Here is a 24,375-nt window from a genome sequence, read left to right on the forward strand (position 1 = left end):
TTAATAATATGATATTAATGATTAAAGTTTTTAACAGCTTGAACTTTAAAAAGCAAATAGCGAGCCTTGCAGATAAATGCTTAAAATGGCAATTATCAAAAGACAAAGACTAACAAATCAGCTATAGCGATTTTATGACTCTAATTACCAGTACCTATGAACTTGAAGCCGCTATTCGTACTCTCCGAATGTCACCCTTTGTGACAGTCGACAGTGAATTTATCCGCGAAACTACCTTTTGGCCTGAATTATGCTTGATCCAATTAGCTTCGGCTGATCTTGCTGTCCTTATTGACCCAAAGGCAAAAGGTCTTGATCTCAGAGCCTTTTTTGATCTAATGGCCGATGAAAATATTGTCAAGGTTTTTCATGCTGCCCGTCAAGATATTGAGATTATTCATCATTTGGCTGGTATTATTCCTGCTCCCCTCTTTGATACACAAATCGCCGCTGCAGTTTGCGGCTATGGAGAAGCGATATCTTATGATCAGATTGTTCAAAGGCTTATAGGCCATAGACTTGATAAATCTTCGCGTTTTACTAATTGGGGGCAACGTCCACTTTCAGAAAAGCAAATGGCTTACGCTTTAGCTGATGTAACTCATTTATGCGATGTTTATACGAATCTTAAAAATGAGCTTAGTGAAAGGGGGCGTGAGGAATGGCTTTTAGAAGAAATTGCGCCTCTTCTTTCAGTCGACACTTATGCTCCACCTATTGAAGATGCCTGGAAACGGGTTAAAGGGCGGGTGAAAAAGCCACGAGAATTAGCAATTTTGCAACAAGTTGCGGCTTGGCGTGAAAGAATAGCAAAAGAACGCAATTTGCCGCGGGGCCGCGTCTTGAAAGATGAAGTCTTAATTGAGATCGCTATTCAGCAACCCAAGGATGGCGCTGCGCTGGCTCAATTGCGCGGTTTAAGCCAAGGATTTGAACGTTCTGAAGGCGCCCATAGTCTGTTGGAAGCTATAAAAGAAGGCTTTAAAACTGATCTCGCAACCCTACCTCCTATCCAAAAATTTCAACCGCGAAGTGAAAGCCTTTCTGCTGCGATTGACCTTTTGCGTGTTTTATTAAAGGCTGTAGCCGATGAACATCACATTGCTCCAAAGATAATTGCCACAACGGATGACTTAGAAAAAATCGTCAAAGGTGAAGGATTGGCTGAAGTTCCAGCTATGCGTAGCTGGCGCTACTCTATGTTTGGAGAAAAGGCGCAAAAAATGCTTAGCGGTAAGATTTATTTCTACTTTGAAGGAGGTAAAATCTTGATTAAAGAGCACTGTAAATGATTTAAGGGGAATCCCCTACAGAAAATGAAAGATCAAGACCGGTGAATTTTGCTAACTGACGCAACCGATTATGTGGACGATCAGCGATAAGATCGCGGTAATCAGCCGGTACATGTAATTGTAGCGCATGCTTTTTTTTCCGCCAACTGAACTTCGGTAAAATTCCGCTAGCCGCAGGACTTAGCACATTGGCCAAGCGCAGAATACCCCCCAAAATGCTTGCCTTTTGAATAATAGCATCGCTAGCTAAAGAAATGAAATCAGGTGGCGGCGTATCGCTATTTAACCCTTCATGGCAGTAAAAGGCGCTGAGAGCTGCATAAATTCGTCCCAAGTGAGAAATACAAAGGTAAGAGCCTAGGGCAATTTTACAGGCTGCAAAACTACCACGATAATCAGCATCAAGGCGCCAAGCCACATCAATTAATAGACAAGCAGCTTTACGATATCGATATTCATTTTCATTTTCTACTATACCAAAAGCATCGAAGGTTCGGTCACTAAAAGTGATTAACTCAGACACTTGCTGTTGTGAGCGTGCTTGCAAGCTAGCAAATTCTTCACAAGCGGCAAGGAGCGGGTCTTGCGCGCGCTGCTTTTTAGATAATTGTGAAAATAAAAAGCCTTCTCGTACGCCTGCGCCTGAAAACAATAGCTTTTCCGGCTTTTGATAAGCTAATATAGCCTCTAAGACTTGCGCCCCATAAGCCAATAATTGCCGGCGATTTTTAGAAATACTAGAAATAGATTGTAAAGAATCAAGTCCATAGTCACGGATTTTCTGCAAAAATTTGTACATTTCAGCACCATTAACTTCATAGCCATGCATGATAGGCAGCGGATAGTCCTTTGTTGCCATGTGCAATTTGGCAAGATTACGCCAGGTGCCACCCACAGCATAGAAATTTTGTCCGCTTGCCTTACTCAATAAGGATAAGTTTTTTAGATGTTGATGCGCAATCTCTCCTGCCTGATTTAAATCGTTCAACGACATATCTTTAAGCCGCAATCCCCCCAAGGGTAAGGTAAGGCCATCACCGATGGTATCCCGACTAATATCAACCAATTCAAGGCTACCACCGCCTAAATCACCTACAATTCCGCAAGGACGGAAAAATGAAGACATAACACCATAAGCTGAATAAAGGGCTTCTTCTTCGCCCGAAAGGACGATTGCCTCTTTACCTAAAATCGCTGAAACATCAGTAATAAAGTCGGTTCCATTTTGAGCTTCGCGAACTGCGGCAGTAGCCAACGTATAAATTTCTAGCGCACCCAAATGCCTGCATAAAAGCGCAAAACGTTTCAAAGTACCCAGCGCCATGGCTACCGCTTGTTCATCTAGCCGAGTGGTTTTGACTAGGTTCTTACCAAGGCCACATAAGGCTTTCTCATTGTACAAAACCTTGGGTACACGCGAACGACATTCATAAACAACAAGCCGTACGGAATTCGAGCCAATATCAATGACCGCCACTGGGGCATGTCCTCGTGGCTTATCTTGGGCATCTCTATCTATCATTATGTAAGGCTTTCTCACTTAAATTATATGGCTTAAGCTGTTTTATTTTAGAATAATCGTCTAACTGTCATAATCATCAAGGCTCATAAAACCTTTCAATATTATGATTGCTGTTCACTGTGTTTACGCCTAAGCGCTATTAAGCGCGGAGCAGAAATACGCAAAGCCCTGCCCCTGCCAGAGAGGCTAGGATTGGTCATAAAATACTCTTGAGCATTGAAGGCCTTTTCGCCTTTTATAGGGATTAATCGTTTTGAGGTACCATCGCTTAAAATCTCAAAACTTTGCTGATTATCAATTATATTCGCAAGCATGATTTGTGATAAGATTTGTTGGTGAACGGTTTTATTAAAGACTGGTACTAAAGTTTCCACACGTCGATCAAGATTGCGGGTCATCATATCAGCAGAACCGAAATATATGATAGCCCGATCATTAGGCAAATCTGCGCCATTACCAAAACAAAAAATACGGCTGTGCTCTAAAAAGCGACCGATAATAGATTTAGCGCGGATATTTTCAGAAAAGCCCGCAATGCCCGGTCGTAAACAGCATATGCCACGAATGACCAAATCGACCTGCACGCCGGCTTGACCCGCGCGATAAAGTGCATCGATAATTTCAGGGTCTACTAAAGAATTTATCTTCATCCAAATAGCGGCAGGTTTACTAGCTTTGGCGTTTTCAATTTCATCTTCAATATGGCGTAAAATTTGATTACGTAAAAGAAATGGTGAAAAAGCTAATTTCATCGGCTCGTCGGGTTGGGCATAACCGGTAATATAATTAAAGACTAAAGCAACATCATGCCCGATCGCATCATCGCTTGTGAAAAAGGAAAGATCAGTATAAATTTTTGCGGTGATCGGGTGATAATTTCCTGTACCCAAATGAGCATAGCTACGTAGACGTTTTTCTTCTCGTCGCACGACAAGTGACATTTTAGCATGCGTTTTAAGCTCAATAAAGCCGAAAACCACTTGCACGCCTGCTCGCTCCAAATCGCGAGCCCAGCGAATGTTAGCTTCTTCATCAAAACGCGCTTTAAGCTCTACCAAAGCGGTTACAGATTTGCCTGCTTCAGCAGCATCAATCAAAGCACGAACGATTGGGCTGTTGTTCGAAGTACGATACAAAGTTTGTTTGATCGCCACCACATCGGGATCCGCCGCGGCTTGGCGTAAAAATTGCACAACCACATCAAAGGATTCATAAGGATGGTGCACTACGATATCTTTTTCGCGAATGGCGGCAAAACAATCCCCTGCATGCTCGCGGATGCGTTCAGGAAAGCGCGGGTTATAGGGAGCAAATTTTAAATCATCCCGCTCTATCTGAACCAATTCAGAAATCATATTCAAGGCTAAAAGCCCATCAAGAACACTAATGCGGTTATCCGGAACCCCGAGCTCACTCATAACAAAATGTCGCAAATCTTCAGGCATTTCAGCGTCAAATTCAATTCGAATTACCTGACCGCGCCGCCGACGTTTAAGAGCCGTTTCAAAAAGCCGTACAAGATCTTCCGCCTCTTCTTCAACCTCAATATCGCTATCACGAATAATACGAAAAGTCCCAGCTCCAGCGATTTGGTATCCTGGAAATAAGCGGCCAATAAATAGGCGTAGCGTATCTTCTAGCGATATAAAGGTAAAGTGGTTACTGCTTTGTGGCAGAAGAATAAAGCGTTGAAGGGCAGTGGGCACTCTTAAGAGAGCTATCATAGTATGGCCCCCATAGACGCGGGCTAATTTTAATGCAACAGAAAATCCTAAATTAGGAATGAAGGGAAAAGGGTGAGCTGGGTCAATTGACAAAGGGGTAAGAATAGGAAAAATCGTGTTGAGAAAGTGGGCTTCTAACCAATCTTTTTCTTGAGATGACAAGGCTTCAGGGCGGATAATTTGGATATTTTCTTGAGAAAGCTCTTCGCGCAGGGCACGTAATTCTTGTTGTTGACGGGCTTGAAGGCGCGCCACTTCAGCTAAAACAAAATCTAACTGTTCTTGTGGTGTACGCCCTTCAGCGCTACGCGCAGTAATTCCAGCACGGATTTGAGCAGCCAGGCCAGCAATACGAACCATAAAAAATTCATCCAAATTTGTAGCAGAAATTGAAAGAAAACGTACGCGCTCCAGCAGTGGGTGCTTTTTATTACCCGCCTCCATGAGTACGCGGTTGTTAAATTGTAGCCAAGAAAACTCGCGATTAATGAAACGCTTAGGGCTCTGCATGGTAAGCTTTTCAGCTGCCTCTTGATCATTTGTTTTCTGAAAAGCCATATTCACCATCTTTATTACCCCTACCAACTTACTATAATAGCAACTAGCCGCCCTTTATAGAGAAAATTTATCCTGTGCACTTGCATTATATAGACTTGATATTACAACCTAGTTATAGGGAATATAAAAAAAATCTTACCTCGGGTCTAATGATTCTACATAAGTGAATCTAGAGTTTACAACCTATTATGCGCAAGGGTGGCGATGCTTTTGTGATTTACATTGGAGTTTGGTTATGGCTGATCATTCTATCCCCCATTTTCATAATGATAGTGGCTATAAAATTATTGAAATTGGTGTTAAAGAGTTTATGTGCATAGGGGCAAGTCCGCCTTTTGATCACCCCCATATTTATATTGATATGGGCGATGCAATAGAAAAGATTTGTCCATATTGTTCAACGCTTTATCGCTATAACCCTAATTTGAAATCTGAAGAGACGACGCCTGCAGGCTGTATCTACTCTACAGCTGATTAAAACTATGAAACTAGCCCTCTCTTCCAATTTTGCGGTCATTGGTGGAGGCATTGCTGGTTTAGTATGTGCTTTGGCGCTTGCTCATAAGGGTATTGAAAGCACTATATATGAGCGTGAAAAAGAAGGAAATGAAGCAGGCGCAGGAATTCAATTATCACCTAATGCTACGCGCGTTTTGGCGCAATTTGGTCTCTTGCCGGCGCTAGAAAAAGCTGGGGTGTCCCCCCAGAGTCTTTGTTTTATGGATGCAGATAAAGGCAAAGTTCTTTGTTGTTTCTCTTTGCAAAAAGCAAGCGATCAATGGGGTGCCCCGTATTTAACCATCCACCGTTATGATCTTTATCAGATTCTCTATCAAGCGGTAAGCCAAAACCCTCTCATCACTTTAAGGATGGGTAGGCCTATTACAAGCGTAAGTTTTAATCAAAAAACAGGCTTTATACTCGAATCTCTTATTGATAAGCAAAAAGCCACTTATCAGACCCGCACTCTAATTGTCTGTGATGGTGTATGGTCACATTTGCGTGCCTGTGCTCCTTTTCATGAGCAAGCGCGCTTTAGCGGTTATATTGCTTGGCGTGCCACTCTTTCGGTTCAAGCCCTAGAGGCTCAAGCTGCCCCTTTTTTAGCACGCTTACCTAATCCTTGCTGTGTAAACGCTTGGCTGAGGCCCGATTGCCATTTTGTTGCTTATCCAATTCTAGAAGGCAAAGCTTATAACTTTGTGGCAGTTACCAAAAGCTCTAAAAACGAAAAAACCTGGCTCCAAAGAGTCGCTGACAAAACACCACTCCAGTACGCCTTTCAAAAAACAGATGAGGGCTTGCGCGCTCTAATCCATGCAACAAATTGGACCTATTGGCCGCTTTTTGAAATGCCGACTCATCGCTTTTACGGCTCAGTTAATCAGATGAGCAGCTTGTTTTTTGCTGGCGATTCAGCTCATGCTCTTCTGCCTTTTGCCGCCCAAGGAGCAGCTATGGCAATTGAAGATGCTGCTTGTTTGGCCGAAATCCTTAGCTTCTACCCCAATTCCCCCCAAAGAGCGCAATGGCTTTACCATAAGCTCCGCGCTCCGCGCCTTGAGATGGTCAAAAACCGCGGTCAGTTCAATAAAAAAATATATCACGCTCAGGGTTTTTTGGCCTTTGCTCGCAACCAAGCCTTTCGATGGCGTAGACAGCAAAGTTTTTTGGCTGATCTTAATTGGCTCTATCAATATGATATTAAAAAAGAAAGTGAAAAAATCTTAACAACTAGCTGAATTTATTTAAATAAAACATGAAAATTAAATTTGGAGCTACTGCTAAAGGATTTGCCTCAAAAACTCTTGAGAGCGAAGATGCTTGGCATTGGTGAAAAACGCTTCCGGCGATGCCATTTCTAGAATCTGTCCATCATCCATAAAGATAATACGGTCAGCCACCTCGCGCGCAAAACCCATTTCATGTGTGACGCAAAGCATAGTCATGCCACTATCAGCTAAATCAATCATTGTATCAAGCACTTCTTTAATCATTTCTGGATCAAGCGCTGATGTAGGTTCATCAAAAAGCATAATACGCGGCTTCATGCATAGAGAGCGGGCGATTGCTACCCTTTGTTGCTGGCCACCCGAAAGTTGACCAGGATATTTTTTTGCTTGATCCGGGATCTTTACTCGCTCTAAAAAGTGCATTGCTTCTTCTTCTGCTTGGCGACGCGGCGTATGATTAACCCAAATAGGAGCTAAAACACAGTTCTCTAAAACGGTTAAGTGCGGAAAAAGGTTAAAATGTTGAAAAACCATACCTACTTGTTTACGGATAATATTTAAGTTACGTTCATGCTTATTAAGAGGGATACCGGCGACAATAATCTCTCCTATTTGCGCTCTTTCTAAGCCATTCATGCAACGCAACAGGGTTGATTTACCGGAACCAGATGGTCCTGCTATGACGATTCTTTCTTTTGTTGCTACTCTGAGATCAATATCCCGCAGAACATGGGCTTTGCCGTACCACTTATTTACCCCCTTGATAAGAACTTCCCACATGGCTTCCCCTTATTTTTCATATTTTTTGTTAAGGTTTAAGCGTTTCTCAATAAAGTGAGCATAACGCGACATAGCAAAACAAAAAAACCAAAACACAAGACCTACAAAAACCATTCCAGTTATGGGGGTTTGCGGCGTGCTCCACTGCGCTTGTTGCATAGCTTGGCGCACTATACCTAAAAAATCAAACATACTAATAATATAAACAAGGCTTGTATCTTTAAACATTCCAATCAAAACGGTAATAAGGCCAGGCACCACTAAAGCATAGGCCTGAGGGAGAATAATAAAAAGCATCATTTTAAAATAGTTCAGACCAAGCGATCGCGCGGCCTCATATTGTCCATTGGGTATAGCTTGTAAGCCGCCACGAACGACTTCGGCAATATAAGCTGACGTAAAAAGTGCTACCCCCGCCAGCGCCCGTAAAAATTTATCAATTGTTATCCCCTGCGGTAAAAAAAGTGGAAACATAATGCTGGCAATAAATAGCACTGCCACTAAGGGGATTCCGCGCACTGTCTCAATAAATATTAAGCAAATAAGCCGGATAACGCGCATTTGCGAGCGCCTTCCCAAAGCGAGTAAACTACCCAAAGGAAGTGAAATCATCATACTTGTATAGGCAATAGTTAAGGTTACAATAAAGCCTCCCCATAATTGTGTATCGATTTTTTTTAAACCAAAATGCCCCCCTGATAAAAGGACATATCCCAAAAGCGGTACAAGAAATAATGATAAAAGTGCATTGATACCCTTATGACCGAAAGAAGGAATCATCAATGGTAGATTAGTTGCCACCACAATCAGCATCATGAGTTCAACCCGCCAACGCGCAGACTCTGGATAGCGGCCATAAATAAATTGGCCAAAATTAGCTTTAACAAATGCCCAACACGCTCCATGCCAACCATTGGGAAGAATGCCGCCCTGTTCTATTGTGGTACAATAAGCACGGTCTTGACCTGTCCAAACGGCGTTCCATAAAAGCCAATTGCTTAATGGAATAAGTAAATAAATAAACGCACCTATAAGTAAAAGACTGACTAATGTCTGAAACGGATTGGAAAATAAATTCGTACGAAACCAAAAAAAATACGCCTCTTGCCTGAGGCGGCGGAGCCTTGGGCGGGATTGTTTCTTTTTGAATAAATATATGCTCCATGATTAACGCTCTACCACAGCCATTTTTTTATTAAACCAATTCATAAAAACCGATACGAAAAGGCTAAGCCCTAAATATACGATCACCCAAATCAAAGCGAGCTCAACTGCTTGCCCCGTTTTTTCAATAATCGTACTAGAAACCATCATAAGCTCAGAATAACCTACGGCTGCGCCAAGCGATGTGTTTTTAATAAGACTCATATATTGGCTAGCTAAGGGTGGAATAATTACACGCATTGCAAGAGGAAGCGTGATTAAGCGGTTAACCAAGCCAGCATTTAAGCCAAGAGACGTGCCAGCTTCTTTCAGGCTGTGATCGACTGCTAAAAGTCCTGCACGTACTGTCTCGGCAATCACCGCTGTGGTATAAATAGAAAGCGCTAAATAGAGGGATATAAATTCTGGAGAAATATAAAAACCGCCTTTATAGTTAAAGCCTCGCAATTGCGGCACATCCCAGCCTTTTGGCCAAGCAAAAGCACTAAAGGCCGCCAAAGGAATGCCCAAAAAGAACGCCAACAAATGCCATAATTTGATACTTGACCGTCCATGGCTATGCTTTTGTCTATGAGCGAAAAACGCAAGTATCAAGCCAATTATCCAAGCAAGCATCGTGATGCTCAAAAAACTATAAATTCCATCTCCCCACACAGGAGCAGGTAGATAAATACCACGTACATTAACAATAAGAGGCCCCCAAAAGAGGCTTTGACGAGCAGGAGGTAAAATTTGTAAAATACCAAATGCCCAAAAAAAGAGCAAAACCAAGGGAGGGATATTGCGAAAAAATTCTACATAACAAAGCGCAAGTTTAGCAATTAGCCAATTTTTTGACAGACGTGCAAAGCCAAGGGAAAAGCCGAGCACCGTAGCAGTGATCAGACAGAGAACCGAGATAAAAACAAGATTTACAAGACTTGCGAAGAGTACATAGCCATTAGTAGCATCATCATTATAAGGGATAATGCTTGATGCTTGGTTGAACCCCGCCCTTTTTTCTAAAAAACCATAGCCTGAAGCAATTTTTAGCTGTGTTAAATTCTCAATCACATTGCTAGTTATCCAATGGATACCCAATCCAAGGATAATCACAATGATAAGTTGTAAAAAAAATGATCGTAAACGAACTTGCCTGCAAAAAGCGGCGAACCTATACCATAAGGAAAAGAATACTGCACAAGTTTTTAACTTAACCATAGACCCATACTTATATGCTTATTAATTCGCAATAATGCCCCATGATAGGCGCCAAAATGCAACGAAAGTTCTATAGGATGCCTATTAATTAGGCTCTGTAACAATGCAGATTACAGTGCATCTTACATTCGTTTGATAGATAATATCTTAATGAACTTGATTAAGTATCTACTCTAAGACTTTAATTAATCTCTCCTTTTACCTGAGCTTAACCTATCATTTAAGCGAATTAGAATAGAAAGGGCAAGAACTGCCCTTTCTTCAAATAGTGGTTGATTAATGAGTGTATTTTAGCGGATAGGCGCGCCATATTGCAAGCCACCTTTACTCCATAATGCGTTAATTCCACGACCAATTTTCAAGGGCGTTGATTGCCCAATATTGCGCTCAAAAATTTCGCCGTAATTACCTAAAGCTTTGATTACATTTACCACCCAATCATTACTAAGCCCCATATCTTTTCCAATAGTTTCGCCTTTTTCTGTGCCAAGCAGACGCTTAATATCAGGATTAGTGGATTTTAGCATTTGGTCGACATTATCCTTTGTGATGCCATATTCTTCTGCATTTAATAGCGCATAGTGGGTCCAACGCACCACATTGGCCCATTGTTGATCTGACTGTCGAACTGAGATACCAAAAGGCTCTTTTGATATGATTTCTGGCAAAACCACTTGGTCTTCAGGCGCATCTAATTGCAAACGCAAACCATAAAGCGAAGATTGATCTGTGGTATAAACATCACAACGGCCAGCATTATAAGCAGCATTAACCTCGCTAAATTTATCAAAAACCACAGGAGTATAATCCATATTATGACTCCGGAAATAGTCAGCTAGAGTCAGCTCTGTTGATGTTCCCGCCTGAACACAGATTGAGGCGCCTGATAGTTGTAGCACTGAAGTGATACCGGGAAGCTTTTTCCTATTGATCATAAAACCTTGGCCATCGTAATAATTGACTCCCACAAAGGTTAGCCCTAAGGCTACTTCACGCGTCAATGTCCAAGATGTATTACGAATAAGCACGTCAACTTCACCCGATTGCAAAGCAGCAAAGCGATCTTTTGAACTCAGCGGCACAAATTTCACCTTTGTCTTATCTCCAAAGACAGCGGTAGCGACCGCGCGGCAATAATCAACATCAAATCCAGTCCAATTCCCTTTCTCATCGGGGATACTAAATCCCATCAACCCTGTGCCCACCCCACAAAGCAAAAAACCACGAGATTTTACGTCATTTAGGGTACCTGCTTGCACGTGTTGCATCCCAAAAAGCACTACAATGCTTAAGCTAATTATCGTTATTAAATGCTTTATACGCATTTATATTCTCCTCATTTGTCTTGATACTCTATCGAAACGCATATTATTTGCGACGTCAAGGAAGATATGATATAAGATTTACAAGTAATTTAGAAAATATTTTCTTCTTAACGCCGATTATCTCCCTCATACTCTAGCCATCTCTATCCAAGCATGCAAATCTTTCAAAGCCCATATTTAATAGAAGGGGATTAACAATGAAAATTTCCACTAAAAAATATGATGAAAATAACCAAAATTTTCGTAATAAAGGCATAAATACAAAGCTGTCTCATATGAGTCATAATCAATTTTCTTATAATGCTTTTATTAATCCACCACTCATTCGCGCTTCAACCATTTTGTTTCCAGACTCGAAAACTTTTGAATCCGAAGACCAGCCCTATACTTACGGGACTAATGGTACCCCTACAACGGATGCCTTGTGCGCTATGGTGGATGTACTTGAAGGCGCAGCAAAAACTTTACTCACTCCTTCTGGGCTTACAGCGATAACAGTATCGCTTTTGAGCGCCGTGAAAAGCGGTGACCATATTTTACTCACCGATTCTATCTATCATCCTACGCGCCGTTTTGCTGATACAATGTTAACGCGGCTTGGGATTTCTGTAGAATATTATGACTCGCGTCTTGGCGCAGCAATAGAAACCCTTATCCGCCCTAACACACGCGTAATCTTTACTGAATCCCCTGCATCTAATACACTTGAACTCCAAGATATCCCTGCTATTAGCGCCGTTGCTCATCGCCATAATATTTTGGTAATAATGGATAATACGTGGGCTACACCCCTTTATTTTAAACCCCTTGCGCATGGGGTTGATATTTCTATACATGCAGCAACAAAATATCCCAGCGGCCACTCTGACCTTTTGATGGGATTCATTTCTGTCAATGAGCGGGCTAAAGCTATGCTAACAAAAACTTATAAGGATTTGGGGATATGTGTTTCAGGCGATGATGCTTATTTAATGTTGCGCTCCATACGCACTATGGGGCTACGATTAAAACAACAGCAAGAAACCACATTAAAATTAGCGCAATGGCTGGAAACAATGCCACAAGTTGAGCGTGTATTTTATCCAGCCTTGCCCAGCCACCCTGATTATGACATTTGGAAGCGTGATTTTAAAGGCGCTTCTTCGCTTTTTTCTTTTCGTCTAAAAGGCGACAAAAAAAGCAAAGCCCATAAATTCATTGATTCATTAGAGCTTTTTGGTATTGGCTATTCATGGGGCGGCTATAAAAGCCTTGCCGTTCCTGTAGCACTCAACGACCGCACCCTTGACTCTAATCGTGGTATGTTTATCCGCCTACATATCGGTATTGAAGATTTTGATGATTTACAGGAGGATCTAAATAATGCGCTCAAAGCCTGTAGCCTATAAGTCTTGTGTTGAAGCTATGGTCTTCACCCACGACTATGGTCGTTGCCTTTCTATATACCTTCTTTGCAAGCAGAAAAATTGATGATAAAGCTAAAGGAAACAAAAGGGACGGTTCCCATCTCAGTACTATAAATTACGGTTTTTATCATGCGTCCTGAGCTTTTAAACCCCCTTTTTACTTCTATTGAGCGTGCGCCTGGCATTGGCCCAAAATTAATTACTTTATTTGCTAAGCTTCTAGATATTTCTTTAGGGCAAGAGATTGTACGTTTTATTGATCTTCTATTCCTCATGCCGCACGAAGGAATCGATCGTCCATTATGCGATAGCATCCATGATGTAGCCGAGGGGCAAATTGCAACGCTTGTTATGTCTGTTGATCGCCATTTTCCTCCGCCTTTAGGAGCTAAAAAAGCGCCTTATCGCATCCATACTTTTGATAAGACAGGTAGCCTGCAACTTGTCTTTTTCTATGCCAATCGTGATTGGCTTGAAAAACAATTCCCACCTAATCAAGCCATTGCTATTTCTGGTAAGGTCGAGTGGTTTAATGGTCAAGCTACTATGGTTCATCCTGATTATGCAGTTCTAGCATCGGATATCAAAAAAATTCCCTTATTGGAAGGTGTTTACCCTCTCACAGCCGGCTTATCACCTAAAATTCTTCATCGCGCTATCCATGAAGCCTTAGGTCGATGTCCTGTTTTACCAGAATGGCTAGAGGAAAGTCTCAAGGCACAAGAGAAATTCCCGAGTTTTAACGCTGCATTACGTTGCATCCATAAACCTAGTTCTTTAGCTGATCTTGAAATCAATGGTTCGGCTCGTTCACGCCTCGCTTATGATGAGCTTTTAGCAGGGCAATTAACTCTTGCTTTGATGCGCGGGCGTACGCGTAATCTTGCGGGGCGCAGCCGCCCCGCCCATAACTTGTATACACGTGCCTTACGTACTTTATTGCCTTTTCCTTTAACCAAAGGCCAAGAGTCTGTGTTGCGTGATATTAGCGAGGATCTCGCTAGTAATAAACCAATGCTTAGACTTCTCCAAGGTGATGTGGGAGCAGGAAAAACAGTTCTTGCTTTTTTGGCAATGGCACAGGTTGCTGAAAACGGGGGGCAAGCTGCCCTTATGACTCCTACGGAAATATTAGCTCGCCAACATTTTTCTAATGCTGCCCCGCTATTTACAGCCATAGGACTTAAAACAGTTCTGTTAACAGGACGAGAAAAAGGGAAAGTCAGAACGCGCCTTTTAGAAGAAATCAAAACAGGTGTAGCTTCCTTTATAATCGGCACCCATGCTTTGTTTCAAGATACGGTGACTTATCATGATCTTGCTTTAGCGATTATTGATGAACAACACCGCTTTGGCGTTGAACAAAGACTGGAATTGGCAGCAAAAGGTCAAGGCCTAGATCTCTTAGTTATGACAGCGACCCCTATCCCCCGCACGCTCGTTTTAACAAATTTTGGTGATATGGATATTTCGCAATTAACGGAGAAACCGAAGACGCGCCAGGCCATTACTACAGCGGCGGTAGCGCTTGACCAATTAGATACTATCCTTAACCGAGTTGACGCGGCGCTCTCACGCGGCGAGAAGCTTTATTGGGTATGCCCCCTTGTTGATGAAAGTGAAAGTCTTGATCTTACCGCTGCACGAAAAAGATATGAACAATTACACACGCGGTTTGGTGATAGAGTAGGCTTGTTGCATGGTAAAATGTCTACTACTGAAAAGGACGCAGCTATGGCCGCCTTTCATTGCGGACAAACACAGCTATTAGTAGCAACTACCGTGGTGGAAGTGGGGGTAGATGTACATGATGCGTCAATTATCATCATTGAACATGCAGAACGGTTTGGCCTTTCACAATTACACCAATTGCGCGGGCGGGTGGGACGCGGCGCAACCCCTGCCGCCTGCCTCCTGCTTTATAAAAGCCCACTCAGTAAAACAGCTACCCAAAGGCTAAAGGTCATACGCCAGAGTCAAGATGGCTTCTATATAGCTGAAGAAGATCTCCGCATCCGGGGCGAAGGTGAATTATTAGGAACGCGTCAATCGGGTTTGCCCGATTTTAAAATTGCCGATCTTAGTCAGCATGGCGATCTTCTTGTGAAAGCAAGGCAAGACGCCCGCCTTATTCTAGAGAAAGACCCTATGCTCACAAGTGAACGGGGCCAAGCACTACGCCTTTTATTGTATCTGTTCCGCCACGACAGTGCTTTACGCCTTTTACGTTCCGGATAATTATATGAAAATCAATAAGTTATACAAAAAAGTTAAATCTATTTTTTAAAAATTTTTTCTGTATGCATATAGCTTTCGCGCGATTGACCCTCTAATATTTCAGCGATGAGTTGTCGCGTGATTTTTGATTTTTTCTGTAAGGCTAACATATCAGCTTGCTCTATTACTTGTCCCAACATAGACAAGGATCGCTGAGAGTGACTAATCAAATAGTTAACAAGTGATGGTTTGATAAAAATTTGCCGATCCGCAAAAAGCTTAAAAGCAACCGCTGTCAACAAATGATCATCAGGTGGATCTAAAGTCACAAGAGTGGCTGAGTTAAGCCGGCTTTTTAAATCTTTCAGCTGTACATTCCATTGTGAGGGAAGGCTGCGCGCTGTCATCAAAAGACTAGCGCTAGGGCAATTGATGGCAGCTTGTTTTATAGTATTCATTAAATGAAAAAGCGCTGTTTCAGCTGAAAGGTATTGATCAACGTCTTCAAGCAAAACGGGTTGCCCTACTTCTACCGCACCAACAATTTTTTCAAGATCTTGCGCAAGATTTGAAGCATCCACTTGGAGAGCCTGAGTATTTTGTTTCCAAACCATTGAAAAATGGCTTTTACCAGCGCCTTCCGGTCCTAGCAGGATAGCGATAGGTAACGCCCAACGCGGCCAAGAGTGAATCAAAGTAGAAGCGGCACGGTTGCTCTGGGTTATCACCAAGTCTTCTGGTTGAAAGCTTGCTTGGTAGTGAAACGCAAGAGGTAATTGCCGCGTGCTTTTTATTGTTTTATTCATTTTCTATGCCTTTTTCATCTTCTCTTGCGGCCGCGTCTTCTCCCGCATACATGGGAGAGGAAAGATAAATATGCAGGGCAAAACGAACCAAAACCCCCACTGCTGCCGCGAGAGGAACAGCAACCAACAAACCAGTAAAACCGAAGAGAGAACCAAAAGCCACAAGCGAAAACATCAGCCATACAGGATGTAACCCGATAGACGATCCGACAAGTTTAGGTTGTAAAACATAGCCCTCAAGAAACTGGCCAAAAAGAAAAATACCCACAACTGCAATAATCCAACCCCAATTATCGGGGTAGAATTGCATCCAAGCTACGCCGACTGATAATAAAAATCCGCTGAATGAACCGATATAAGGAACAAAACTGATAATGCCAATAAATAGGCCTATTACTAAACTGTAATTTAAATTCACAAAATTTAGCGCCATTACATAATAAAATCCCAAAATGAGACAAACTAGCCCTTGGCCACGGATAAAGCGGGCGATAGCACGATCCATCTCGTAAAAAATGCCCCGCACCGTAGCGAGATGAGCGCGCGGAATCCAAGAATCTATTGCCTTAATCATATAGTTCCAATCTAGTAAAATATAAAAAGCTACTACTGGAATGATCACCACAAAGCTGATGATACTCATAATTGATTTGCCTGACCGCAATAGCGAATTGATGAGTGAACTTATAATATCCGCGCTTTGCGAAAGGAGATTTTTAATATTACCTTGTAAATCTAAATCATGGTCAGCAAGATAATTTTTAAGCCAATCTAGATCATGTCCCTTTAAAAGTTCTTGGATACGGTTAATATAAATCGGCAAGCCGGTATTGATAAATTGCTGTAACTGGTTGGCAATAAGGGGTACAAAAATGGTAAGCGCCATGATTAGCATAATTACAATAAAAAGGGTTATTAAAATAGTACTCCATAGACGGTTTATACCTATTTTTTCAAATAGATGAACAATTGGGTTAAGGAAATAGGCGAGCGCTATTCCAACAACAAATGGCAAAAGGATGGAACTAAAGATCCACATAAAGCTGATGAAAAACACCAAAGCAACAAGCCAAAAGATTGCTTGTTTTTTTACACTACCACGAATGGGTGCATAGGCATAGGCAGGCACATAAAGCGCCTCCACTTTTTGAGCTATGCGTCTTGGTTTTCTTGTACCTCTGGAAGGTTTTTGGTCTTTATCAGGAGGTGTATCGCTATTTAAGGCTGTTTTTTGCTTGTTATTTGCAGGAATTTTTGACATGGATACCTAAGACTTTACCTCAAGATTCACCCTTTTATGTAAAGGCGAGCCACTTTGATTATACACACAATATTGTATCGCGCCAAGTGCCGATTGCAACATCCCTTTATTTAATCATCAGATCTCTTAAGGATCGCTAATATGACAAAATCCATACCTTCACAAACCCCGCCTGCCCTTAAAGAACCTTTGACTTATGCGGCTTCTGGTGTGGATATTAACGCGGGAAATGCCTTAGTTGAAACTATAAAACCTATGATCCGCACTACCAAACGAGCGGGAGCTGATACAGAAATAGGCGGATTTGGCGGATTATTTGATTTAAAAGCTGCGGGCTTTAAAGATCCCATTTTGGTTGCAGCTAATGATGGGGTTGGTACCAAACTAAAAATTGCTATTGAAGCCAACAATCATAGCACAATTGGTATTGATCTTGTTGCCATGTGCGTAAATGATCTTATTGTTCAAGGGGCAGAACCTTTATTTTTTTTAGATTATTTCGCGACAGGAAAATTAGATGTTGCGCAAGGCGCGGCGATTGTTTCTGGTATTGTTGAAGGTTGTCGACAAGCTGGCTGTGCGTTGATTGGAGGCGAGACTGCCGAAATGCCCAGCATGTATGCTGCTACGGATTATGACCTTGCTGGTTTTGCTGTAGGGGCAGCTGAGCGCGATGCGCTTTTGCCACGTGGTAATCTCTCATCTGGCGATGTAGTTTTGGGTCTTGCTTCCCATGGCGTGCATTCTAATGGTTTTTCGCTCATTCGTCATCTCATTGCCAATAAGGGTCTTAAATGGAATGATAAAGCTCCATTCTTACCAGAAAAAAGCCTAAGCGAGGTCTTTCTTATACCCACCCGCATTTACGTTAAGTCAGTACTTGCAGCCTTGCGTGGAGCCCCCGGCATAAAAGCCTTAGCTCACATTACTGGCGGTGGTTTTTCTGAAAATATCCCGCGAATTTTGCCTACCACCCTTGCAGCAAAGATTAATCTCGGCGCTCTTCCCCCCCTTGCCCTTTTTCAATGGCTATACGAGGAAGGTAATATCAAACAAGCAGAAATGCTACGCACCTTTAATTGTGGCATAGGCATGGTCGTGATCACTGCGGCTGAAGAGGCTGCTAGAATATGCGAAATTTTTCATCAATACGGTGAAACGGTTATTGAACTCGGCACTTTATGTCCACGCCTGCAAAAGAATGAAGGCGTTTTTTATGAAGGTAGGCTTTTTACATGAAAAAGCGGATCGTTATTTTTATCTCTGGCAGTGGTTCAAATATGGTGGCCTTAGCAAAGGCTGCTCAAGACCCAACGTATCCTGCTAGAGTTGCGGCTGTAATTTGTGACCAGCCAAAGGCTGATGGCATCGCTAAAGCGGAACAACTCGGCCTCAACGTCCATATTATAGCGCGCAAAAACTATATTAACAAAGCTGCTCATGAGGGCGCTATTTTAGATTGCTTAGCGCAATATACACCAGATCTTTTATGTTTTGCTGGCTATATGCGATTAGTATCGCCATCTTTTATCGCCGCTTACCGCAACCGAATCATAAATATACACCCCTCACTTCTGCCATTATTTAAGGGGCTGAACACTCATGCCCAAGCCTTAGAGGCAGGTATGAAAATCGCAGGCTGTACTATCCATTATGTTAATGAGGGCATGGATGATGGTACCATTATTAGCCAAGCTGCAGTGCCTATTCTAACAAATGACACACCCGACCGCTTAGGAGCGCGTGTCTTGACGGTGGAACATCAACTTTACCCCGCCACTTTGCGGGCACTCCTCGACGGTGGAGATCAAAATTATACTGCCTCACAACAAATTATTGCTTTATAAAAAATAATAAAAACTGCTTAAAATAATAGAGGGCGCTTTATGTTTCTTATGGCGCCCTCTATTATTAGTCATCAGCAGGGACAATTTCCCCATTATGCCATTGAGCCATAGCAAAAGCACGTGATGTAATATCCCCGTTCTTATCATAGGTTATATCACCCAGAATTGTAGGAATAGGTTCGCCCGTTTTAATTGCCTTTAAAACTGCTTCTGGATCATCGGCTGACCCCACTTTTTTGATCCCATAGGTCAAAACTTGTACCGCCGCATAACTATTCACAGTAAATGTTTCTGGTAGAATAGACTGTGCCGCTAATTGTTTTATCGCTTCTTGAGCAGAAGGGTTATGGCGCGGATCAATGGAGTTGGAAAACAAAGTTCCTTCGGCCGCTTTCCCAGCAATAGACCATAATTCAGATGTATGATAACCATCTCCGCCAATAAGAGGGGCTTGCACACCTTGTTCACGCATTTGTTTTAACAATAACCCTGCTTCTGGGTGGTACCCCCCAAAATAGACATAGTCAACATTGGCAGCTTTTAAACGCGAGACCATCGCACTATAGTCCTTTTCGCCTGGGGTGATACTGCCGTAATAAACTTCCTTACCACCGCCCGCATTAAAGGCAGCCTTAAAGGCATCTGCTAATCCTTTACCATAAAGAGCTCGATCATGAAGGATAGCAATTTTTTTGCCATTAAAATGTTTAAGAACATATTCGGCAGCAAATTTACCCTGCTGGTCATCTCGACCAATAGTACGCACAATATTCCAAAAACCGCGCAAAGAAAGGTCTGTCACGGTAGCGCCATTTGTAATCAACGGGATCCCGTTTTCTTCCAAAACAGCCGAAGCTGGCATAGCGGCATTAGATGTTGGTAAACCGATAACATATTGAACGCCTTCACCTGCTGCTTGATTGGCGGCGGAAACGCTTTGCTTTGGATCGGCTGCATCATCAAATTCTTTTAAAATAAGCTTTTCACCATCGATACCGCCCTTTGCGTTAAGGGCATCAATTGCAACTTTTGCTCCATTGCGCGTTTGAATTCCATAAGAAGCAACAGGTCCCGTTAAAGGCCCAATAAATCCCACGATAATATCCGCATAAGCACTAGTTATGAAAAGGCTTCCCCCCATTGCTAAGGCAGAAAGCATTGTTCGAAACGATAAAGACATCAAGACCTCCCGTACTATCACCTAATCTATAATAACGAAACACAAGCGCTTTTTTAAACGCCATCCTATTAGGCATAATTTTTCATAAAAAGTCGAGTGGCTTTTTTACTTACAGCTCTACAAAACATGTCTTTAACAGAAATAGATAAGTATTTGAGAAAAAAGAGTTTGATAAATACAGAGTATACATTCAACCAAATGGCAGCCCCCCGCTTAGCAGCACGCGTCTTGACGGTGGTAAACTCTCCCCCCACCACCACCTTACCAGAGGGCACCCTATGTCTCTAATGCACCCTCTGAAAACTATTTATTCATTAGCAGGGATAATGTCACCTTCATGCCATTGGACCATAGAAAAAATCCGTGATGTTATATCTCCGTTCTCATTATAGGTGATATTACCTAAAATGGTTGGGATAGGCTCACCCGTTTTAATTGCCTTCACAACGGCTCCTGGATCATCGCCCGACCCCACTTTTTTGATCCCATAGGCCAAAACTTGCACCGCTGCATAACTATTTATAGTGTAGGTTTCAGGTAGGATAGATTGTGCCGCTAATTGTTTTATCGCTTGTTGAGCAGAGGGGTTATGGCGAGGATCAATGGAATTAGAAAATAAAGTTCCTTCGGCTACTTTTCCAGCGATGGACCATAATTCAGATGTATGGAGGCCATCTCCCCCGATAAGACGCGCTTTTACTCCTTGTTCATACATTTGTTTTAACAAGAGCCCTGCTTCGGGGTGGTACCCCCCAAAATAGACATAGTCAACATTAGCAGCTTTTAAACGCGAGACCATCGCACTATAGTCCTTTTCGCCTGGAGCGATGCTACCGTAATAAACTTCCTTACCACCGCCTGCATTAAAGGAGGCCTTAAAAGCATCTGCTAACCCTTTACCATAAAGAGCTCGGTCATGAAGGATAGCGATTTTTTTACCCTTAAAATGGTTAAGAACATATTCGGCAGCTAATTTTCCCTGCTGGTCATCTCGACCAGTGGTTCGTAAAACATTCCATAACCCACGCAAGGAAAGCTCTGTTACGGTAGAGCCATTTGTAATCATCGGAATACCGTTTTCTTCCAAAACATTTGAAACAGGTACAGCAGAATTAGACGTTGGCAAACCTATGACGTATTGAACACCCTCGCCGGCTGCTTGATTGGCAGCAGAAACGCCCTGTTTTGGATCGGCTGCGTCGTCATATTCTTTCAAAATAATCTTTTCTCCATTAATACCACCCTTTTGGTTAAGGGCATCGATGGCAGTTTTTGCTCCATTACGCGTTTGAATTCCATAGGAAGCAACAGGTCCTGTTAATGGCCCAATAACACCCACTATAATATCTGCATAAACACTATTTATAAAAAGTCCCCCTCCCAGCACCAAGGCAGAAACCACTGTTCGAAATGATAAAGACATAAAGACCTCCCGTACTATCATGCATCCATAACGATCAAAGCCCAAGCGTTTTTTGAAATGCTTATGGCTATCCCTGCTATTAGGCATGATTTTTTATAAAAAGTCGAGTAGCTTTTTTGCTTGCGAAGCTATGAAAGCATATCTTTAACAGCAATGGCTAAGTCTTTGAGAGAAAAAGGTTTTGATAAAAAACCAAAATCTGCATCTTCAGGCAAATTTTTAGCAAACGCGTCCTTAGCATACCCTGAAACAAAAATAAATTTAATTGCAGGATCATGAGCACGCAAGGCTCGCAGCAAGCTAGGGCCATCCATTTCCGGCATAACTACGTCAGAAACCACTAGGTCTATTTCCTTACGTCTTTGGATAAATATCTCTAAAGCCTCTGCCCCCGTACTTGCTTCGAGTACTTTATAGCCGCGCGATTGTAAGGCTCGTACCCCGCCCATACGGACAGCAGCTTCATCTTCCACCAGCAAAATAGTTGCCGAACCAGTAAGATCACGCGCGCTTTCTGCGTGTACTTTTGTATTATTCTCTTTCGGAAGCGATTGCTGAGTCTGCAAGGCGTCATTTCTTTGCAGACGTGGTAGGAAGATACGGAAATTTGTGCCCTCACCCTCTGCACTCTCACAATAAATGGCTCCACCCGTTTGCTTGATAATACCATAGACCATAGAAAGACCAAGACCAGTCCCCTTACCTACTTCTTTAGTAGTAAAAAAAGGTTCAAACATTTTTTCTTGTACGTCTTTCGCAATTCCCGTGCCATTATCATGAACGCTTAATTCAACATAATTGCCAGGACGCAAATCTGGATAAGGATAATTGCGGCTTTCCTCTATACTTATATTCTTGGTGGTAATGGTAATTGCGCCAGTTTCGTCCGCCTCCCCTTCCAAAGGAATCGCATCGCGAGCATTGATTACTAAATTCATAACCACGCGCTGGATTGAGTCTTGATCTACTTCAACTGGCCATAAATCGCGCCCATGAATAATTTTTAGCGTAGCTTTATTGCCTAAGAGAGGCAATAATAAAGGGTAACAATCGGACAAAAGTTCGGTTAAATCAATCGCTTCTGGTCTTAAGGTTTGCCGACGTGAAAAAGCTAATAATTGCTGTACCAAAGCAGCGGCACGGTTGGCATTATTCTTGATATTCATAAGATCAGCATGGGCTGGATCTGAGCTTCGATGGCTACTTAACAAAAGATCACAGGACATTAAAATCGCCGTCAAAACATTATTAAAATCATGCGCAATGCCGCCGGCTAATTGTCCCACTGCTTGCATTTTTTGGCTTTGGGCCATCTTATCTTCTAGCGCTTTCGTTTGGGTGATTTCTTGGGCAGATAAAATGATTAATTTGTCAGCGCCTGTATTAAGCGGTGTAAAGTGGAAGCGTATATAGTGGTCTGCAGCTTTAGAAAAACGAGCATCAAATATTATATCATGCTTTCTGTTTTCCATACATTGCAAAAGCCCTTGTTCAAAAGCCGCTTGATCATCTTCAATAATTTGTGCGTGGAGTGATGTTCCTTCCTTTAAAGCGACTTTCCCGCTTAAACCTGCAAAAATTTTATTGGTCTTTACAAGATTTCCATTTGTATCAATTAACGCAAGAGCAAAGGGGCTTTCTACAAAATAATCAAGAAAAGCCCGCTCCCCCTGGGCAAGAGATAGTTCCTTTGCATCTACAGTAAGCACCTGCGTTTTTGTCAACGGTTTTATATTTTTAATTTGCCATAATAATAATGGATGATTAGGCGAGCCGACCGTACGCGCACTTAAAGTATAGGACGTCTTACCGTTCTTTAAAGGTTGGAAGGTTTTTTCATTTACTTCGCCCGCTAAAGCCATGGCCTTTAAATGATAAAGAGAGGATTCATCGCCTCCAAGTTTTGCCCAAATGGTATAAAAATTCGCTTCATTCACTAGCTGAAATAAAGTCTGACAAAAGGGATTTTTATAGCTGATATCGCCTGCTAAATTTGTAAGTATAAATCCCTTTTCGCTTTCTTCGCTTAAAGTTTGGCCAATTAGGCAATGGGCTTGTTGAACAATATCTACAGTTTGTTGTGGCGCGTCTCCAAGAGAGGTGTAATCTTTATGGAAAAAATATAAAAAAAATGCTAAAGGAGAACAAGCTGCAAGCCCGACAAGTACCCATAAAGCCAAACGGTCATAAGGGCCGTAGGAGCTAAAAAGCCCCATGAGAGTCACGCTAAAAATCACGAGAATTATAGCAACAAGCCAAAAACTTAAACGCCAAACATGCTTGGTTGGATGGAAATATGATGAATTGAGAGAGGCATGATTGGTGCTTTCTTTCATAATTTTGCCTTTATTTAATTATTCTTTAGCCCAAATCGGTATATTTTTACGAATGTGCAAAGCGAATATCGCTTAATTATTTTACGTTAAACTGGGATAACCTAGCACAAAAGCAGATTATTATAGGAGATACTATGTACGCTATGCTAGCAAGCAAAACAGACCCCTCTATTGCCTTTGTGATCCAAACCATTGTGATCCTTTTTTTTGTTATCTTAGCGATTATTGTTGTACTAAGCATTTTACGCCGCCTGACTATAGGTGCGCGGCTACAATTCATTACAAAAAGAAAAAAAGCTAAGCCGCGCTTGCGTATTTATGAAACACTCGCATTAGATCGAACCCGGCGCTTGGTTCTGGTTGGGGTAGATGAACGTCAACATGTTTTGTTACTGGGCGGCTCCAGCGAGCTCATCATCGAAACTCATGTTGTAAAGCCGTACTCTGAGACAGAAGAAAACGCAAGCACCTTCAATGTACCACCTCAAGCATCAGACCCATTACAAGAGGAAACCCTTGAAGATGCCAGCATCGCTGATGAAATTGAAGGTCGGCGCGAGCCCTCTCTCTCCATTCCAACATTCCCCCCTCGCTAATAGAA

General features: G+C 42.2%; 19 protein-coding genes and 1 pseudogene. 9 read left to right on the forward strand and 11 right to left on the reverse strand.

What is annotated here, in order from left to right:
* Positions 1–134 precede the first annotated feature (134 nt).
* Positions 135–1,292 carry a ribonuclease D gene (rnd, locus tag ACK28X_RS08285; protein ID WP_412058628.1) on the forward strand — a complete coding sequence of 386 codons (1,158 nt, stop codon included), beginning with the start codon at positions 135–137 and terminating at the stop codon, positions 1,290–1,292.
* A 1-nt stretch (position 1,293) separates the two neighbouring features.
* On the opposite strand, the gene ACK28X_RS08290 is transcribed toward rnd, so the two are convergent.
* A complete protein-coding gene (locus ACK28X_RS08290; RefSeq protein WP_412058629.1) occupies positions 1,294–2,814 on the reverse strand; it encodes an exopolyphosphatase in 1,521 nt (506 codons plus the stop codon).
* A gap of 101 nt (positions 2,815–2,915) precedes the next feature.
* Positions 2,916–5,096 (reverse strand): RNA degradosome polyphosphate kinase, encoded by a 2,181-nt coding sequence (locus ACK28X_RS08295; protein WP_412058630.1) that lies wholly within the window; start codon positions 5,094–5,096, stop codon positions 2,916–2,918.
* 235 nt (positions 5,097–5,331) lie between these two features.
* On the opposite strand from ACK28X_RS08295, the gene ACK28X_RS08300 reads away from it, so the two are divergent.
* Together ACK28X_RS08300 and ACK28X_RS08305 are read left to right on the forward strand one after the other, a co-directional pair.
* Positions 5,332–5,574, forward strand: a complete 243-nt coding sequence (locus ACK28X_RS08300) for a zinc-finger domain-containing protein (RefSeq protein ID WP_412058631.1) — start codon at positions 5,332–5,334, stop codon at positions 5,572–5,574.
* A gap of 4 nt (positions 5,575–5,578) precedes the next feature.
* A complete protein-coding gene (locus ACK28X_RS08305) occupies positions 5,579–6,838 on the forward strand; it encodes an FAD-dependent monooxygenase (protein ID WP_412058632.1) in 1,260 nt (419 codons plus the stop codon).
* Positions 6,839–6,880: 42 nt separating this feature from the next.
* Here the strand turns inward: ACK28X_RS08305 and ACK28X_RS08310 are convergent, their stop codons facing one another.
* The 4 genes and pseudogenes from ACK28X_RS08310 to ACK28X_RS08325 form a co-directional block, all read right to left on the reverse strand.
* Positions 6,881–7,609 (reverse strand): amino acid ABC transporter ATP-binding protein, encoded by a 729-nt coding sequence (locus ACK28X_RS08310; RefSeq protein WP_412058633.1) that lies wholly within the window; start codon positions 7,607–7,609, stop codon positions 6,881–6,883.
* A 9-nt stretch (positions 7,610–7,618) separates the two neighbouring features.
* A pseudogene (locus ACK28X_RS08315) lies at positions 7,619–8,774 on the reverse strand (amino acid ABC transporter permease).
* A 2-nt stretch (positions 8,775–8,776) separates the two neighbouring features.
* On the reverse strand, positions 8,777–9,826 hold the full coding sequence (locus tag ACK28X_RS08320) for an amino acid ABC transporter permease (RefSeq protein ID WP_412058634.1): 1,050 nt from the start codon (positions 9,824–9,826) through the stop codon (positions 8,777–8,779).
* Between the two features lie 437 nt (positions 9,827–10,263).
* Positions 10,264–11,298 (reverse strand): amino acid ABC transporter substrate-binding protein, encoded by a 1,035-nt coding sequence (locus ACK28X_RS08325; protein WP_412058635.1) that lies wholly within the window; start codon positions 11,296–11,298, stop codon positions 10,264–10,266.
* Between the two features lie 197 nt (positions 11,299–11,495).
* On the opposite strand from ACK28X_RS08325, the gene metC reads away from it, so the two are divergent.
* Both metC and recG read left to right on the forward strand, forming a co-directional pair.
* On the forward strand, positions 11,496–12,686 hold the full coding sequence (gene metC, locus ACK28X_RS08330) for a cystathionine beta-lyase (protein ID WP_412058636.1): 1,191 nt from the start codon (positions 11,496–11,498) through the stop codon (positions 12,684–12,686).
* 147 nt (positions 12,687–12,833) lie between these two features.
* Positions 12,834–14,942, forward strand: a complete 2,109-nt coding sequence (recG, locus tag ACK28X_RS08335; protein WP_412058637.1) for an ATP-dependent DNA helicase RecG — start codon at positions 12,834–12,836, stop codon at positions 14,940–14,942.
* 38 nt (positions 14,943–14,980) lie between these two features.
* Here the strand turns inward: recG and ACK28X_RS08340 are convergent, their stop codons facing one another.
* Together ACK28X_RS08340 and ACK28X_RS08345 are read right to left on the reverse strand one after the other, a co-directional pair.
* On the reverse strand, positions 14,981–15,727 hold the full coding sequence (locus tag ACK28X_RS08340) for a hypothetical protein (protein ID WP_412058638.1): 747 nt from the start codon (positions 15,725–15,727) through the stop codon (positions 14,981–14,983).
* Entirely contained in the window at positions 15,720–16,988 is a 1,269-nt protein-coding gene (locus ACK28X_RS08345; protein WP_412058639.1) for an AI-2E family transporter, read from the reverse strand. Before ACK28X_RS08345 ends, ACK28X_RS08340 begins: the two co-directional genes overlap by 8 nt.
* 141 nt (positions 16,989–17,129) lie before the next feature.
* Here ACK28X_RS08345 and purM point away from each other — a divergent pair, with 141 nt between their 5' ends.
* Both purM and purN read left to right on the forward strand, forming a co-directional pair.
* A complete protein-coding gene (gene purM / locus ACK28X_RS08350) occupies positions 17,130–18,227 on the forward strand; it encodes a phosphoribosylformylglycinamidine cyclo-ligase (protein ID WP_412058640.1) in 1,098 nt (365 codons plus the stop codon).
* Positions 18,224–18,835 carry a phosphoribosylglycinamide formyltransferase gene (gene purN, locus ACK28X_RS08355; protein WP_412058641.1) on the forward strand — a complete coding sequence of 204 codons (612 nt, stop codon included), beginning with the start codon at positions 18,224–18,226 and terminating at the stop codon, positions 18,833–18,835. Before purM ends, purN begins: the two co-directional genes overlap by 4 nt.
* A gap of 64 nt (positions 18,836–18,899) precedes the next feature.
* Here purN and ACK28X_RS08360 read toward each other — a convergent pair whose 3' ends face one another.
* Entirely contained in the window at positions 18,900–20,015 is a 1,116-nt protein-coding gene (locus ACK28X_RS08360; protein ID WP_412058642.1) for a branched-chain amino acid ABC transporter substrate-binding protein, read from the reverse strand.
* A gap of 153 nt (positions 20,016–20,168) precedes the next feature.
* Between ACK28X_RS08360 and ACK28X_RS08365 the strand changes: the two genes are divergently transcribed.
* Positions 20,169–20,303: a hypothetical protein gene (locus tag ACK28X_RS08365; protein WP_412058643.1), complete on the forward strand. Its 135-nt coding sequence runs from the start codon at positions 20,169–20,171 to the stop codon at positions 20,301–20,303.
* Positions 20,304–20,322: 19 nt separating this feature from the next.
* Here the strand turns inward: ACK28X_RS08365 and ACK28X_RS08370 are convergent, their stop codons facing one another.
* On the reverse strand, positions 20,323–21,438 hold the full coding sequence (locus tag ACK28X_RS08370) for a branched-chain amino acid ABC transporter substrate-binding protein (protein ID WP_412058644.1): 1,116 nt from the start codon (positions 21,436–21,438) through the stop codon (positions 20,323–20,325).
* A 128-nt stretch (positions 21,439–21,566) separates the two neighbouring features.
* Positions 21,567–23,774: a response regulator gene (locus tag ACK28X_RS08375; protein ID WP_412058645.1), complete on the reverse strand. Its 2,208-nt coding sequence runs from the start codon at positions 23,772–23,774 to the stop codon at positions 21,567–21,569.
* 134 nt (positions 23,775–23,908) lie between these two features.
* On the opposite strand from ACK28X_RS08375, the gene ACK28X_RS08380 reads away from it, so the two are divergent.
* Positions 23,909–24,370, forward strand: a complete 462-nt coding sequence (locus ACK28X_RS08380; RefSeq protein ID WP_412058646.1) for a flagellar biosynthetic protein FliO — start codon at positions 23,909–23,911, stop codon at positions 24,368–24,370.
* Positions 24,371–24,375: the final 5 nt, after the last annotated feature.

The sequence above is a fragment of the Bartonella sp. DGB2 genome (assembly GCF_046843095.1).
Classification (GTDB): domain Bacteria; phylum Pseudomonadota; class Alphaproteobacteria; order Rhizobiales; family Rhizobiaceae; genus Bartonella.